This is a genomic window from Mycobacterium sp. BMJ-28 (assembly GCF_054404835.1).
In genome coordinates, this window is the sequence record NZ_CM136783.1 from 5,917,334 (window position 1) to 5,932,497 (window position 15,164).

General features: G+C 66.8%; 16 protein-coding genes. 12 read left to right on the top strand and 4 right to left on the bottom strand.

Features of this window, described 5'->3' with window-relative positions; translation table 11 throughout:
- Positions 1 to 12 precede the first annotated feature (12 nt).
- From ACXPWS_RS29355 to ACXPWS_RS29380, 6 genes are all read left to right on the top strand, one after another.
- Positions 13 to 654, top strand: a complete 642-nt coding sequence (locus ACXPWS_RS29355) for a 5-oxoprolinase subunit B family protein (protein ID WP_458710018.1) — start codon at positions 13 to 15, stop codon at positions 652 to 654.
- Positions 654 to 1,535, top strand: coding sequence for a 5-oxoprolinase/urea amidolyase family protein (locus ACXPWS_RS29360; protein ID WP_458710019.1), 882 nt, complete (start codon positions 654 to 656; stop codon positions 1,533 to 1,535). Before ACXPWS_RS29355 ends, ACXPWS_RS29360 begins: the two co-directional genes overlap by 1 nt.
- A 104-nt stretch (positions 1,536 to 1,639) precedes the next feature.
- Positions 1,640 to 2,179 carry a GNAT family N-acetyltransferase gene (locus tag ACXPWS_RS29365; RefSeq protein ID WP_458710020.1) on the top strand — a complete coding sequence of 180 codons (540 nt, stop codon included), beginning with the start codon at positions 1,640 to 1,642 and terminating at the stop codon, positions 2,177 to 2,179.
- A gap of 203 nt (positions 2,180 to 2,382) precedes the next feature.
- Positions 2,383 to 3,528, top strand: coding sequence for a uroporphyrinogen-III synthase (locus ACXPWS_RS29370; RefSeq protein WP_458710021.1), 1,146 nt, complete (start codon positions 2,383 to 2,385; stop codon positions 3,526 to 3,528).
- Positions 3,525 to 4,220 (top strand): sirohydrochlorin chelatase, encoded by a 696-nt coding sequence (locus tag ACXPWS_RS29375; RefSeq protein ID WP_458710022.1) that lies wholly within the window; start codon positions 3,525 to 3,527, stop codon positions 4,218 to 4,220. Before ACXPWS_RS29370 ends, ACXPWS_RS29375 begins: the two co-directional genes overlap by 4 nt.
- Positions 4,221 to 4,756: 536 nt before the next feature.
- On the top strand, positions 4,757 to 5,014 hold the full coding sequence (locus ACXPWS_RS29380; protein WP_458710023.1) for a Fur family transcriptional regulator: 258 nt from the start codon (positions 4,757 to 4,759) through the stop codon (positions 5,012 to 5,014).
- Here the strand turns inward: ACXPWS_RS29380 and nirD are convergent.
- A complete protein-coding gene (gene nirD / locus ACXPWS_RS29385) occupies positions 4,980 to 5,351 on the bottom strand; it encodes a nitrite reductase small subunit NirD (protein ID WP_458710024.1) in 372 nt (123 codons plus the stop codon). The two genes, ACXPWS_RS29380 and nirD, sit on opposite strands and share 35 nt — an antisense overlap.
- Entirely contained in the window at positions 5,348 to 7,909 is a 2,562-nt protein-coding gene (gene nirB, locus ACXPWS_RS29390) for a nitrite reductase large subunit NirB (RefSeq protein ID WP_458710025.1), read from the bottom strand. The genes nirD and nirB overlap by 4 nt, the downstream gene beginning before the upstream one ends.
- Before the next feature lie 148 nt (positions 7,910 to 8,057).
- Here nirB and ACXPWS_RS29395 point away from each other — a divergent pair, with 148 nt between their 5' ends.
- From ACXPWS_RS29395 to ACXPWS_RS29410, 4 genes are all read left to right on the top strand, one after another.
- Positions 8,058 to 8,648 carry a TetR/AcrR family transcriptional regulator gene (locus ACXPWS_RS29395; RefSeq protein WP_458710026.1) on the top strand — a complete coding sequence of 197 codons (591 nt, stop codon included), beginning with the start codon at positions 8,058 to 8,060 and terminating at the stop codon, positions 8,646 to 8,648.
- A gap of 96 nt (positions 8,649 to 8,744) precedes the next feature.
- Positions 8,745 to 9,458, top strand: coding sequence for a cysteine hydrolase family protein (locus ACXPWS_RS29400; protein ID WP_458710027.1), 714 nt, complete (start codon positions 8,745 to 8,747; stop codon positions 9,456 to 9,458).
- Positions 9,455 to 10,387: an aldo/keto reductase gene (locus ACXPWS_RS29405; protein WP_458710028.1), complete on the top strand. Its 933-nt coding sequence runs from the start codon at positions 9,455 to 9,457 to the stop codon at positions 10,385 to 10,387. The genes ACXPWS_RS29400 and ACXPWS_RS29405 overlap by 4 nt, the downstream gene beginning before the upstream one ends.
- 69 nt (positions 10,388 to 10,456) lie before the next feature.
- On the top strand, positions 10,457 to 12,085 hold the full coding sequence (locus tag ACXPWS_RS29410) for an acetolactate synthase large subunit (RefSeq protein ID WP_458713739.1): 1,629 nt from the start codon (positions 10,457 to 10,459) through the stop codon (positions 12,083 to 12,085).
- Between the two features lie 17 nt (positions 12,086 to 12,102).
- On the opposite strand, the gene ACXPWS_RS29415 is transcribed toward ACXPWS_RS29410, so the two are convergent.
- Entirely contained in the window at positions 12,103 to 12,939 is an 837-nt protein-coding gene (locus tag ACXPWS_RS29415; protein ID WP_458710029.1) for a hypothetical protein, read from the bottom strand.
- A 114-nt stretch (positions 12,940 to 13,053) separates the two neighbouring features.
- Positions 13,054 to 13,809 (bottom strand): isocitrate lyase/PEP mutase family protein, encoded by a 756-nt coding sequence (locus ACXPWS_RS29420; RefSeq protein ID WP_458710030.1) that lies wholly within the window; start codon positions 13,807 to 13,809, stop codon positions 13,054 to 13,056.
- Between the two features lie 116 nt (positions 13,810 to 13,925).
- Here ACXPWS_RS29420 and ACXPWS_RS29425 point away from each other — a divergent pair, with 116 nt between their 5' ends.
- Positions 13,926 to 14,228 carry a hypothetical protein gene (locus tag ACXPWS_RS29425; RefSeq protein ID WP_458713740.1) on the top strand — a complete coding sequence of 101 codons (303 nt, stop codon included), beginning with the start codon at positions 13,926 to 13,928 and terminating at the stop codon, positions 14,226 to 14,228.
- A 70-nt stretch (positions 14,229 to 14,298) separates the two neighbouring features.
- Positions 14,299 to 15,129, top strand: coding sequence for a hypothetical protein (locus ACXPWS_RS29430; RefSeq protein ID WP_458710031.1), 831 nt, complete (start codon positions 14,299 to 14,301; stop codon positions 15,127 to 15,129).
- The last annotated feature ends 35 nt before the right edge of the window (positions 15,130 to 15,164 follow it).

Below are 15,164 nucleotides of genomic sequence, written 5' to 3' on the forward strand. Positions count from 1 at the left end.
TAGCGTTGGCAGATGACAGTCACAACGGAGTCGCCGGTGCTCAGCACCGTTCGTGAATACGGGGATCAGGCCCTGCTCCTCGAGTTCGGCAGCACCGCCGAGGTATTGGCCTGGGCCGCTGCCATCCGCCACGCCGACCTGCTCGGGGTCGTCGACATCGTTCCCGCTTCCCGCACCATCCTGCTGAAGCTGGCCGCCCCCCGCTATCTGGCCCCGACCCGGCAACGGCTGGCCAAGCTGCGGCCCGGCCAGGTCGGCACCGAACCATCGGCGGGACCCGACGTGGTGATCGACGTCGTCTACGACGGCGCGGATTTGGACGAGGTGGCCGACCTCACCGGGCTGAGTGCCGCACAGGTGATCGCCGCCCACACCGGCAGCCTGTGGCAGGTCGGATTCGGTGGATTCGCACCGGGTTTCGCCTATCTGACCGGTGGCGACCCGCGCCTGCACGTGCCGCGCCGTTCGGAGCCACGGACCCGCGTCCCAGCCGGCGCGGTGGGCCTGGCGGGTGAATTCAGCGGCGTCTATCCGCGCGAGACCCCCGGTGGATGGCAACTGATCGGCCGCACCGACGCCGTCATGTGGGATATCCACCGCGACCAGCCCGCGCTGCTGGTACCCGGCATGACCGTTCGATTCCAGGAGGCATGATGACCGTCACGCTGGAAGTTCTGCGTACCGGGCCACTGGCCCTGGTGGAGGACCTTGGCCGGCCCGGCCTGGCCCACATGGGCGTCACCCGCTCGGGTGCCGCCGACCGGCGGGCCCACACGCTGGCCAACCGGCTGGTGGCCAACCCCGGTGAGTCCGCCACCGTCGAGGTCACCTTCGGCGGATTCTCCGCGCGGGTGCACGGCGGCGATGTCGCGATCGCCGTGACCGGCGCCGACACCGACCCTTCGGTCAACGGAAAGCCGTTCGGCACCAACAGCATCCACTACGCCCACGACGGTGAGGTGATCTCGCTGGGCGCCCCGCACTCCGGGCTGCGCAGTTACCTTGCGGTACGCGGCGGTATCGACGTGGCCCCGGTGCTCGGCTCGCGCAGTTACGACGTGATGTCCGCGATCGGCCCGGCCCCGCTGTGTCCCGGTGATCTATTACCGGTCGGCGAGCACACCGCCGACTTCCCCGAGCTGGAGCAGGCCCCGGTGGCGTCCATCGAACCCGACATCCTGGAGATGGACGTGGTGCCCGGCCCGCGCGATGACTGGTTCGTCGACCCGGACATCCTGATCCGGACCAACTGGCTGGTCACCAATCGCAGCGATCGGGTCGGCATGCGTCTGGTCGGGATGCCTCTGGAGTACCGCTGGCCGGACCGGCAGCTGCCCAGCGAGGGCGCCACCCGTGGCGCAATCCAGGTGCCGCCGAACGGTTTCCCGGTGATTCTGGGGCCCGATCATCCGGTCACCGGCGGCTACCCGGTGATCGGTGTGATCACCGACGCCGATCTGGACAAAGTCGGCCAGGCCCGGCCCGGCCAGACCATCCGGTTGCACTGGTCGCACCCGCGCCGCCGGGTGCAGTAGGCGTCTCGACGGCTTGCGGCCGCATTTGTGCGATGGGTGAAGGCCCACCCGGCATGTCACCGATGAAATCGCACAGAAGCGGCCGCGGCTGGTAGAACGACAGGGTGGGTGTACACACCGCACGCCTGATCCATACCGCCGATCTCGACGGCGAGACACGTGTCGATGCCCGGCAGATGGTGCTCGACGCGTTCGATGGCGATTTCACCGATGCCGACTGGGAGCACGCCCTGGGTGGCATGCACGCACTGGTCTGCCACCACGGCGCGATCATCGCCCACGGGGCCGTGGTCCAGCGCAGGCTGCTGCACCAGGGCAGCGCACTGCGCTGTGGATACGTCGAAGCGGTCGCCGTGCGCGAGGACTGGCGCGGGCAGGGGCTGGGCGGGGCCGTCATGGACGCGCTCGAACAGGTGCTGCGCGGTGGCTACCAATTGGGCGCGCTGAGTTCCTCGGACGCCGGCCAAACCCTGTACGACACGCGGGGCTGGATCAAGTGGCGGGGCGATACGTCGGTGTTGAGCCCGGCCGGGGTCGTCCGCACCCCGGATGACGACGGCTCGGTGTACGTGTGGCCGGTGGCCGCGGACCTGGATACCGGCGGTAGCCTGATCTGCGATTGGCGGGACGGCGACGTGTGGTGAAACCGCTGATCACGAACCTCACAGGGGTATCGTGGTCCGAGTGAGCGGAAGTTCACGGCCGGGATATCCCCGGCAGCGATTGCGCAACATAGCGTTCTTACCGTGGTCGGCATGCGCCGCCCCCAGCCCTCGCCTGCCGAGGCGACACACCTGCGCAACGGCCGGGTAACCGGCCCGAAACATGCGCTGAATACACAGGTGCCATGACAGAACCTGATTGGGCTCCGCTCACCGGGTTCCGGGTTGCCGTCACCTCAGCCCGCCGGTCAGAGGAACTCGCCGCGCTGCTGACCCGCCGCGGCGCGGACGTCACCAGCGCGGCCGCCATCACCATGGTGCCGCTGCCCGATGACGACGAACTGCGCGCCAACACCGAGGCCCTGATCACGGTGCCGCCGGACATCGTCATCGCCACCACGGGAATCGGGCTGCGCGGCTGGATCGCGGCGGCCGACGGCTGGGGTCTGGCCCATGAACTGACCGTCGCCCTGTCCAAGGCGCGCATCGTGTCCCGCGGCCCCAAAGCCACCGGTGCCCTGCGTGCGGCCGGGCTGCCCGAGGAGTGGTCGCCGGAGTCGGAGTCCTCCCGCGAGCTTCTGCACTACCTGCTGGAGGGCGGCATCGTCGGCATGCGGATCGCGGTGCAGTTGCACGGCGCCACCGACGAGTGGGATCCGTTCCCGGAATTCCTCGACGAACTGGAGGCCGCCGGCGCCGAGGTGGTACCCATCCGGGTGTACCGCTGGCATCCCGCCCCCCGCGGCGGGACGTTCGACCAGCTGGTGATGGCCATCGCCGATCAGCGCTTCGATGCCGTCAGTTTCACCTCGGCCCCCGCGGTCGCGGCCATGCTGTTGCGGGCGTCCGAACTCGGCGTGGAGGATGCTCTGCTGCACGCCATGCGCACCACCGTGCACGCGATGTGTGTCGGCCCGGTCACCGCCCGTCCGCTGGTACGCCTCGGTGTCCCGACGTCGGCGCCCGAGCGGATGCGCCTCGGCGCGCTGGCCCGCCACATCACCGACGAGCTGCCGCTGCTGCAGTCCCGCCGGATCGGGGTGGCCGGGCACGTGCTGGAAATTCGCGGCACCTGCGTGTTGGTCGACGACGTGGTCAAGGAGCTCCCGCCGGCGAGCATGGCCACCATCCGCGCGCTGGCCCACCGGCCGGGTGCGGTGGTATCGCGCACCGACCTGCTCAGCGCGCTGCCCGGCAGCGGCACCGACACGCATGCCGTCGAGACGGCGGTGTTGCGGCTGCGAACGGCGCTGGGCGACAAGAACATCGTCGCAACCGTGGTGAAACGCGGCTATCGGCTGGCAGTGGACGAGTTCCCGGTGGGCGCATGAAACACGTACTGGTGGCACACGGCACCCGCAAGGCCGGCGGGGTGAACATGATCGGTGAACTGGCCCAGCGCGTCGCTGCGGTCCTGGATCGCGAGGTGCACGTCGCCTTCGTCGACGTGCTGGGACCGAACCCGCGCGAGGTGCTCGACTCGTTGCCCGATGACGAGCCGGCCGTCGTCGTGCCGGCCTTCCTGGCCGGCGGGTACCACGTGCGGGTCGACCTGCCCGCGCATGTGGCGGCCAGCCGGCATCGGCGGGTGACGGTCACCCAGCCGCTGGGACCGTGTCACGGCACGGTGCGGGTGATGGCCGACAGGCTCTTCGAATCAGGCTGGCGGCCAGGCGATTCGGTGATCCTGGCGGCGGCGGGGACGTCGGACCGCAGTGCGCAGTCGGACCTGCGCAAGACGGCCGCGATGCTATCGGCCCTGACCGGAGACCGCGTAGAACTTGCTTTCGCCGCTACCGGGGCCCCCACCGTCGCCGAGGCGGTCCAGGCTGCGCGCCACCGCACGGATCGACGGGTGGCGGTCGCTTCCTACCTGCTCGCCGACGGGCTCTTCCAGGATCGGCTGCGTGACGCCGGCGCCGATATCGTCGGCGATCCACTCGGCATCCATCCGGGCATGGTGCGCCTGATCGCCAGCCGCTTCCGCCGGGCCGGCGTGCTCAGGCTTCCGGCCGCGGCGTAACCGGCCCACGTACGGGGCTCCCGACACCACCCCCAACAGCGCGGCGCCGCCGAGAGCGACGAACGCCGCCACGGTGCGTCGGGTGTCGATCAGACCGTCGCATTGCTCGGCGTAGTCGCTGGTCTCGAACTGCGGGCCGCCGAGAATGTTCTGATCGAAGTTGAGCCGGTCCACTTTGGCCGCGACGTCGACGTCGGGACGGAGACCGTAACCGCATGGGATCGGCGTGCCATTGCGATCGACGGCGTCCAGGGTGACCGCCGTCGACAATGCCGCGAGAGCTCCGAATATCGCTGCCGCCCCCAACAGCGTCGCACCCGAACGCGTCTTCATGCCGCCCGGCACCTCCCCTACCTCGTGGTCGATCCTAGCGACGAACAGCGAAGTGCTCGAGCCGGCCACCCGATGTTCATCTACAGGACAGCTTGCGGGGAGTTGTCAAATCGCGCAGCACTTTTCAAAAAGTGCCCGACCTGTAAGGTTGACATAACGTCACGACTAGGGCTACGCCGCGCCGCTCAGCTACTATCCCTGCGATGGCTTCACAATGGGGGACGGCGCAGCTCCGGGAGTGGCTGCTCACGGCGTTACAAGACACCGATGAGACGATGACCACCGCCCAGCTGCGGGACTACGTACAACGACAGGGCAAAAGCGCGGTGATCGAGGCCGTGTACCGCAACCTCACGGTGCTCGAGCGCCGCGGAGACGTCGTCCGGCGCCCCGGACCGGGCCGGGACGCGTGCTGGGCCGCTGCCGCTACGCAGCGATCTGCACAAGACCGTCCGGCGTAACCCGGGTCCGGAACACCGCCAGCGCCACTTCTGGATCATCCAGGCAGGTGCCGTCGTCAAAAGCGAAGGCCTGCTTCTTGATCGGCGTCTGCACGCAGGGCCGCCCGGCACGGTCACCGACGATGCCACGAGACATCACCGCGGCCCCGGAAAAGGGATCGATATTGCCGACGGCGTGCAGCGAGCCGTCGTCCAGGCGGAACAGTGCCACCTGGGTCCCGTCGGGCATCAGCACCCCGACACCACGGCACGGCAGCAACCGGTCATAGGCGCACGCTTCGACCCATTCCCAATCTCCCTTGGAGTCAACGTCTTTGCGGTCATCGAGCAACGTCATGCCTTCTCCTGTACTGGACGCAGCGTGGGCATTCCGATCGGTACCTTGCGGCCGGAGGACTGGGTGAACTCGATCGTCGGGTCCGCCACATCGGGGGCGTTGACGAACGACACGAACCGCGACAACTTCTGCGGGTCGTCCAGCACGCCCTTCCATTCGCAGGCGTAGCCGGCGACGTGGCGTTCCATGGCCGCCTCGAATTCGGCGGCCAAGCCCAGTGAGTCGTTGCACACCACGTCGCGCAGGTGATCCAGCCCACCGTCCATGGCCTCCAGCCACGGCGCGGTGCGCTGTAGCCGGTCGGCGGTGCGGATGTAGAACATCAGGAACCGGTCGATGTAGCGCACCAGCGTGTCGTCGTCGAGGTCGCCTGCGAGCAACTGGGCGTGCCGCGGCGACATGCCGCCGTTGCCGCAAACGTAGAGATTCCAGCCACTTTCGGTGGCGATGATGCCGACGTCCTTGCTCTGGGCCTCCGCGCATTCGCGGGCGCAGCCGGATACCGCCATCTTGATCTTGTGCGGCGCGCGCAGGCCCCGATACCGCTTCTCGATCTCGACGGCCATGTTCACCGAGTCCTGCTGGCCGTACCGGCACCAGGTGCTGCCGACGCAACTCTTCACGGTACGAAGCGATTTGCCGTACGCGTGACCGGACTCCATCCCGCCTTCGACCAGGCGCCGCCAGATCTCTGGCAGCTGATCCACCCGGGCGCCGAACATGTCGATCCGCTGTCCGCCGGTGATCTTGGTGTACAGATCGAAATCCCTTGCGATCTCACCGATCAGGATCAGTTGCTCGGGGGTGATCTCCCCGCCCGGCGACCTCGGCACCACCGAGTAGCTGCCGTTCTTCTGGATGTTGGCCAGGAAGTGGTCGTTGGAATCCTGCAGCGAGGCCTGCTCACCGTCGAGCACATGATCCGAGCTGGTCGAGGCCAGGATCGATGCGACGGTGGGTTTGCAGATATCGCAACCCTTTCCGGTGCCGAACTTCTCGATCAGGCCGGAGAAGGTCCGGATCTCGGTGGCGCCGATCAGTTCGAACAGCTCGGCGCGCGACTGGCCGAAGTGTTCGCACAGCGCCTTGGACTGCTCGACACCCTCGGCCTCCAGCAGCTGTTTGAGCAGCGGAACACACGATCCGCACGAGGTGCCGGCCAGCGTGCACTTCTTCAGGTCCGGGACGTCGGTGCAGCCGCCGCAGATGGCTTCCTTCAGGTCACCCTTGGTGACGTTGTTGCACGAGCAGATCTGGGCGATATCGGGCAGTGCCCCGACACCGAGGGCGGGTGCGTCACCGTCGGAGACCGGTGCGATCAATGCCAGCGGGTCACCGGGCAGCTCGCTGGCCACCATCGGCCGCAACACACCGTAGGCCGAGGCATCGCCGACCAGGATGCCGCCGAGCAACGTCTTGGCGTCATCGGAGAGCACCAGCTTGGCGTAGGTCTGCTTCACCGGGTCGTTGACCACGACCTCCAGGCAGTTCGGCGTATGGCCTTGGGCATCACCGAAACTGGCGACATCGACGCCGAGCAGCTTGAGCTTGGTGGACATGTCCGCACCGGGGAACTCGGCGGCGCCGCCGAGCAGCCGGTCGGCCACCACCTCGGCGGTGGTGTAGCCGGGGGCCACCAGGCCGTAGCAGCGGCCCTCGATGGCGGCCACCTCACCGATCGCGTAGATGTCGGGATCACTTGTGACGCAGGAGAGATCGGTCAGCACGCCGCCACGCTGGGCGATGTCCAGGCCGGCGGCGCGGGCCAGCTCGTCGCGTGGGCGCACACCGGCGGCGAAAACCACCACGCCGGCGTCAATGGTGCTGCCGTCGTTCAGTGACAGCCGCACCGAGTCGTCGACGGCGGATTTGCGGATGGGCCGGTGCCGCTGCGCCGGCGCGATGCTCTCGGTGGCCACGGCGGTGTGCACGTCGATGCCCAGGTCTTTGATCATCCGGCTCAGCAGCACACCGCCCGCCTCGTCGAGCTGGTTGGCCATCAAGTGCGGGGACATCTCCAGGACGTGGGTCTTCAGGCCGAACGTGCGCAGGGCGTTGGCCGCCTCCAGGCCGAGCAGGCCACCACCGATCACCACGCCGACCGGCGTGTTGGTGGCCATCGCGGTCTTCGCGCCGTCGCGGATGGCGTCCAGATCGTCGAGGGTGCGGTACACGTGTACCTGCGGCAGGTCGTGGCCGGGCACCGGTGGCACGAAGGCATATGAGCCGGTGGCCAAGACCAGCGCGTCGTAGTCCAGCACGCTGCCGTCGGCGACGGTCACGGTCTTGGCGGCCCGGTCGATCTCCCGGGCCGCCAAGCCGAGGTGCAGGACAACGCCGTTGTCGCCTGCATAGTCATTACCGGGCAGCGCCAGGTTCGCCCGGTTCCAGTGCTCGGTGTAGCCGGTCAGCCCGACACGGTCGTAGGCCGCATCGGCTTCCTCGGACAGGATGGTGACCCGCCACTCGTGGTGCTCGTCGCGGGAACGCAGGGCTTCGACGAACCGGTGTCCGACCATGCCGTGTCCGACCACGACCACATGCTTGGCTGAGTGCATACCCGCGACGGTAGGTAGTCGATATTGCCGAAATGTCGCGTCGTGTGAAGCAGCCGTCACGGTGTTCTCACAGACGCCCGTACGTGCGTGTGAGTAGGTGCGTCGCCGCCATGGTCTTTTAAGATGACCGGTCGGCTATGATCCGGGCATGCCCCGCCCCGCGAATCCCGAGGTGCGTCAGCGCCTCCTCGATGCCGGCCTGCGCCTGGTGCACGCACGGGGTTTCGCCGCCAGCGGGGTCAAAGACATCACCGACACCGCAGGGGTACCCAAAGGCTCCTTCTATGCCTATTTTCCCAGCAAAGAAGAATTCGGCGCAGCGATCCTGCATCACTATTGGTCCGATATCGAAGCGCGGCTGCTGCCGATCCTCGCGGCGGATGAGCCCGCACGCACGCGGGTCATCCGATTCTTCCGGGCACTCACCGACGATCACGAGGCGCAGGACTTCCTGCTCGGCTGCCTGGTCGGCAACTTGTCACTCGAACTGGGCGGGTCGAGCGAGCCCGTCCGCACCGAACTCAACCGGATTCTGCGGCGATGGGACGACGCACTCGCGGCGTGCGTGCGGTCGGGGCAGGGCGCGCAAGGGGGCATTCGGACCGGGGTCGACGCCGACGAACTCGCCTCCGCGCTGATCGAGGCCTGGGAGGGAGCGGCGCTGCGCGGGAAGGTCATTCGCAGCCGGGTTCCTTACGACCGTTTCGAAGCGGTCACCCTCACGGCACTGCTGGGCTGATCCATCCAGAGTCGCCATCGTCACTCCGTCGATCCTTGTTTATAGACGACCGGTCATCTATGTTAGTGGAGAACATCCCGCGACGAAGGACGGTCCATGAACAAACCCTCGCTATCGGCCGAGCCGGTCGATACCGCCTTGCCGGACTCCGGATTCACGCTCGATCTACGGTGCGCCGCGCTCGTCATCACCGATCCGCAGATCGATTTCCTCAGTCCCGACGGGGTGTCGTGGGCGGTATTCGGCGCAAGCATCGAAGAGAACGGCACCGTCGCCCACATCGCTGCACTCCTGCGCGCCGCGAAATCGGCGGGCATCACCGTCGCCGTGTCGCCGCACTATTTCTACCCGACCGACAAGCAATGGACCTTCGGCGATCCGCTGGAGCGGTTCATGGGTTCTGTCGGCATGTTCGAGCGCTCCGGCGCCTACGACCTCGACGGATTCGCCGGGTCGGGTGCGGACTTTCTGCCCGCCTACCACCCGTACATCCACGACGGGCGCACCGTCATCGCCTCGCCCCACAAGATCGTCGGGCCCGAATCCAACGACCTCGTCCTCCAGTTGCGTAAACGCGGGGTCAGCCAGGTGATTCTGGCCGGCATGGCCGCCAACCTGTGCGTCGAGGGGCATCTGCGCGAACTCATCGAGCAGGGCTTCGAGGTCGCCGTCGTCAAGGACGCGACCGCCGGTCCTCGACTACCCGAAGGCGACGGGTACCTGGCGGCACTGGTGAACTTCCGCTTTCTCGCCAGCGCGGTGTGGACCACCGAACAAGCCGTGAAACACATTGAAGGAGAATCGAAATGAATCTCTTCGAGCAACGGATCAAGCTGCGCGACGGTGGTGAGATGCCTGCCCTCGGATTCGGCACGTTGATCTCCGACGGCCGGAAGACCCGAGAGGTGGTCCGAACCGCAGTCGAGACTGGCTTTCGGCACCTCGACGCCGCCGAGCGCTACCGCAACGAAGCCGAGGTCGGCGCCGCGCTGTCGGACACGTTCAGGGCCGGGGTGGTGCGCCGCGACGACCTGTTCCTCACCACCAAGCTGTGGAACAACAACCATCGGCCCGAGCGGGTCCGGCCCGCGCTGGAGGCGAGTCTGCGCAGGCTCGGCGTTGCCCAGGTCGACCTATACCTCATGCACACGCCGTTTGCGTTCGCCCCCGGAGATGATCAGGATCCTCGCGGTACGTCCGGTGCCGTCGTCTATGACCACGGCGTCACCCTGGAGGAAACCTGGGCGGCGATGGAGGCGCTCGTCGACGCGGGATTGACCCGCGCCATCGGTCTCTCGGACATCGGCGTCGAGGGAACACGCCGGAGCGTCGCCGCCGCCCGGATCAATCCCGCCGTCGTGGAGGTCGAGTCGCATCCGTACCACCCGCAATGGGAACTCCACGAGTACTGTCGGTCCGAAGAGATTGCGCTGCTTGCTTTTGCACCCCTCGGACACGCCGTTGAGCCGCGGTTGCTCGACGATCCGATGGTGGTCTCGATTGCGCAGGAGTACCGCAAGACGCCGGCGCAGGTGCTGCTGGCCTGGGGTATCCAACGGGGCACCGGCGTCCTCACCTCATCGGTCAGCCCTGCCCGGATAGCCGAGAATTTCGACGTCACTGAACTTCCGGCCGAGGCGATCGAGGCGATCAGCCACAGATTGCACACCCGGCACCGGTTCAACTCGGTCGTCGACGCCGGTGAGCCCGGCTTCGACGAAGTGCCCAAGGGTAACTGAGCTGCGGCAGCGTACGGTGGCGGTGGACAACGATGCGGAGGTCAAACGATGCCAACGCCGGCGCAGTTGATGGTCGAGTGCCTTGAAGCAGAGGGGGTTTCGCTGGTATTCGGGATCCCAGGCGAGGAGAACATCAGATTCGTGCAGGCGCTGGCCGGCTCCTCGACGATCCGTTACGTGCTGACCCGTCACGAGCAAGCTGCCGCGTTCATGGCCGAGATGTACGGACGGGTGACGGGCCGGTCGGCCGTGGTGTCGAGCACGCTGGGCCCGGGGGCGATCAACATGCAACTGGGCGTGGCCGATGCGACCACCAACAGCACTCCGCTGGTGGCCATCTCGGCCCAGGTCGGACGTAACCGCGAGTACAAGGAATCCCACCAATACGTCGACCTGGTGTCGATGTTCGCACCCATCACCCGGTGGTCCGACGGCATCCCCACCCCACTGGCGATTCCCGAGATGTTCCGCAAGGCATTCAAACTCGCCGAAACCGAACGTCCCGCGGCGGTCTACCTGGCCGTGCCGGAGGACATCGACGCCGACGAATTCGACTACGAGTTACAGCCGCTGCCACGCAATGTGGTGCGGCCCGAGGCGCCCTCCCCCGGGCAGATCGCGCGGGCCGTCACGGTATTGCAGGAGGCAAAGCGGCCGGTGATCCTGGCCGGCCACGGTGCCGCCCGCGCGGACGCGACCGCTGCCCTGGTGCGCCTGTCCGAGGAACTCGGCATCCGGGTGGCCAACACGTTCCACGGCAAAGGCGTGATGCCCGATGATCACCCCAATGGCATGGGCACCATCGGCTTCATGCGGCACGACTACGTGAACTTCGGTTTCGACGATGCCGACACCATCATCGCCGTCGGCTATGAACTGCAGGAATTCGATCCGGTGCGGATCAACCCGAAATCCGACAAACGCATCATCCACGTACATCGTTTTCCGGCGGAGGTGGACGCGCACTACTCGGTCGACGTCGGCATCATGGGCGATATCAGCGCCTCACTCGACGCGATCCGGGAGGCCCTGGCCGGGCAGCGCTACGACCGGGACCAGCCGGCGCCGGGCGCTCATCTGCTCGCCGAGGAGATCGCCCGCGGCAGTGACGATGCGCGCTATCCGCTGGCGCCGGCCCGGCTGGTGGCCGACACCCGGGCCGCGCTGGGACGCAATGACGTCGTACTGGTGGACACCGGTGCGGCCAAGATGTGGATGGCCCGGCTCTACCCCACCTACGAGCGCAACACCTGCCTGATCTCCAACGGGCTGTCCACCATGGCGTTCGCGTTACCCGGCGCCCTCGGCGTCAAGCTCGCCCGCCCGGACGCCAAGGTCCTCGCGGTGATGGGCGACGGCGCCTTCCTGATGAACAGCCAGGAGATCGAAACCGCTGTGCGGGAGAAGATTCCGCTGGTGGTGTTGATCTGGGAGGACAACGGGTACGGCCTCATCGAGTGGAAGATGGACCTCGAACTCGGCGCGCACTACCACGTGGGTTTCACCAATCCGGACATCGTGAAGTACGCCGAGAGCTTCGGCGCGAAGGGCTATCGGATCAACGCCGCCGAGGAACTGCTGCCGACGCTGCGCACCGCGCTGGCCGACGACGGTGTCTCCATCATCGCCTGCCCGGTCGACTACTCGGAGAACATGGACCTGACCAACAGGCTCGGCGAACTCGACGGCACGCTGTAAGCCCGCCGGCCTGGGATTCACCGGCGCCAGCCACGGGAGAGCAGCGCTGCGCGTGCCTCGGTCACGATGTCGTCGGGGTCGTCCTCTTTGATGACGTGCACGATGTGCCAGTCGAGTCGCGCGAGCGCGCGGGCCGCCCACACATCCTTGGCATACTGCACACGGCTGGTGAGGTGCTGGACGCCGTCATACTCGGCCCCCACCTTGAACTCCGCCCACACCATGTCGACCCGGCGGACGTAGCGACGGTCGTCGTAGATGACGAATTGCGTTGTCGGTGCCGGCAATCCGGCATCGATGAACAGAAGGCGCAGCCAGGTTTCGCGCGGCGACTCTGCACCGCCGTCGACCAGCGGCAGCGTTTTGCGCAGCAGCGGCAATCCGCGTGCCCGCGGGTTGCGCCTGGTCACCGCATCGACGTCGTCCATCGCGAACGGGTTGGCGTGCGTCAGGGCATCGAGACGAGTGAGGGCCCTGTCCCGCGGTAACCGCCGAGCGAGGTCGAAGGCGGTACGGGCAGGCGTGGTGACGCGCACGCCGGCTATGCGGGTGATCTCGTGCGACGTGATCCGTTCATCGTGCAGGACGAGGCCGGGCTGCGGACGGCCGGCGGAAATCACCTCGATATCGGTGTCCACATCAACCCAGTTGGCGCCGTGCAATGCCGACGCCGCGACACCTGCGATCACCCCGCCCGTGGCCAACGAGGCACCGACGATCCGCTCGCGCAGCGTCGGCTCGTGATGAACCGGGACGTAGATGCCGCGGTAAATGGGCCGGTAGCCCGTACGCAGCTGTGACCGGCTGAGCCGCCCCTCGGCGACCGCCGCGCTGCCTACGAACGGTATGCGCACATCTGTTCAGACGCACCCGGCGCCGCGTCGGCTCCCCTTTTGCCGTGAATTCCGACGTTCTGGCGGCCCCGAGCGCGTTCAGGCCACCAGAACGTCGGAAACCAGCGGGGCGAACTACTTCCAGCGGGCCAGGATCTCGTTGGTGCGCTCGGTGAGCGCCCACTGCAGGAACGGCCCGAAGGTGATCCGGCCGACGCCCAGCGCCGTCAGCTCGGCGAGGTCGCTGGAGGGCTGCACCGTGACGCTGACGGGCAGCGGCACCGCTTTGACGAAGGTGCCGAGTCCCTCGGGGTCGCGCAGCCCGGCCGGGAACAGCGAATCGGCCCCGGCCTGTGCGGCCAGGGTCAGCCGGTCGATCCCGCGCTGCACGCGATCAGCGTCAGAGCCCTCGTTCTTGATGAAGATGTCGGTGCGGGCGTTGATCACCACGTGCACCCCGGCGGCGTCGGCGGCGGCGCGCAACTCACCGACGAGGGCGGCGTGCTCCTGAGGGGTGCGCAGCCGGTCCCCGTCCTTGTGCACGGTGTCCTCCAGGTTGAACCCGACCGCTCCGACCGACAGCAGACCCTCGATCAGCCGGGCCGGCGACTCGCCGTATCCGGACTCGATGTCCACCGACACCGGGACGTCCACCGCGGCGGTGATCTGGCCGACGCGGGTCAGCAGATCGTCGAAGCTGATCGCTTCGCCGTCGGGCTTGCCCAGTGAGTCCGCGACCGGGTGACTGCCCACGGTGAGAGCGCTGAAACCGGCCTTCACCACCGTGTTTGCCGACCAGGCGTCCCACACGGTGGGTAGCACCCCCGGGTTGCCCGGGCGGTGCAGAGCCAGCAGCGCGGCGGCCTTTTCGGTAAGAACCTGATTCGACAATTGGGTTACCTCTCGTTTCTTAGACGTGATCTGTCTCACTCTGAAGTCCATGTTGTGGCTAACATCGAATGCGTACTGTGATCCATGACACCCTTCAGCCCAAGGAGGTCACTCGCTTGACCACTACAACCGAAATTGCCGAACTCCACGAACTGATCGGCGGCCTTCGCCGTTGCGTCACCTCGTTGGCAGCCAAGCATGGCGACAGCCCCGCGATGCGACGCATCGTGAACGACGCCGAACGCATGCTCAACGATATCGACCGCCTCGATATCGACGCCGGCGAGCTTGAGATAGATCGCGGCGGACGAACGGTTCACCATCCCCACGCGGTGGAGAAGATCTCCATCCCCGACACCGACTATGACAGCGATTTCTGGCGCGATGTCGACGACGAAGGGCTCGGCGGCACGCGCTGACGAGCGCTTGCGCGAGGAACCTACAGTCGCGCACACCGCGCCAGTTCACAACAGAAAAAGAGGGAACTACGTGAGCGCACCGACCTCGAATCCTCAAGGCACCGGCGTCTTCTCACCCACACGAGCCCAGATCTCCGCGCGCACGCTTCGCACCGATGCATGGTGGAAGTCTCCGTTGATCGTGGATCTCGGGTTCGCCGCATTCGTCATCTACGCGACGGTGCGTGCGTTCCTGCAGAGCAACTACTACGTTCCCGCCTACCACTACCTGACACCGTTTTACTCACCGTGCGTCAGTAAGGGCTGCGTGCCGGAGGCCAGTCACTTCTGGCCGCAGTTCCTTCCTGACGTGTGGTGGCTGCCGTATGCGGCGTTGTCGCTGCCGTTCCTGCTGCTGTTCCGGCTCACCTGCTACTACTACCGGGGCGCCTACTACCGCTCGGTCTGGCAGTCCCCCACCGCATGCGCCGTGGCCGAACCGCACGCCAAGTACACCGGCGAGACCCGCCTGCCCCTGATCATCCAGAACACTCACCGGTACTTCTTCTACATCGCCGGGATCATCTCGGTGATCAATACCTACGACGCGATCATCGCGTTCCACTCGGACAAGACCGCCAGTGGGTTCGGCTTCGGTCTGGGCAACATCATCCTGCTGGTCAACGTGATCATGCTGTGGGTGTACACGCTGTCCTGCCACTCCTGCCGGCACGTCACCGGCGGCCGGCTCAAGCATTTCTCCAAACACCCTGTGCGCTACTGGGTCTGGACCCAGGTGTCGCGGCTGAACACCCGGCACAAGCTGTACGCGTGGATCACGCTGGGCACCCTGATGCTGACCGACTTCTATGTCATGCTCGTCGCGAGCGGCACCATCAGCGACCTGAGATTTGTTGGCTAGAAACACAATTCGATAGCGATTAAGGCGAGGTTGAA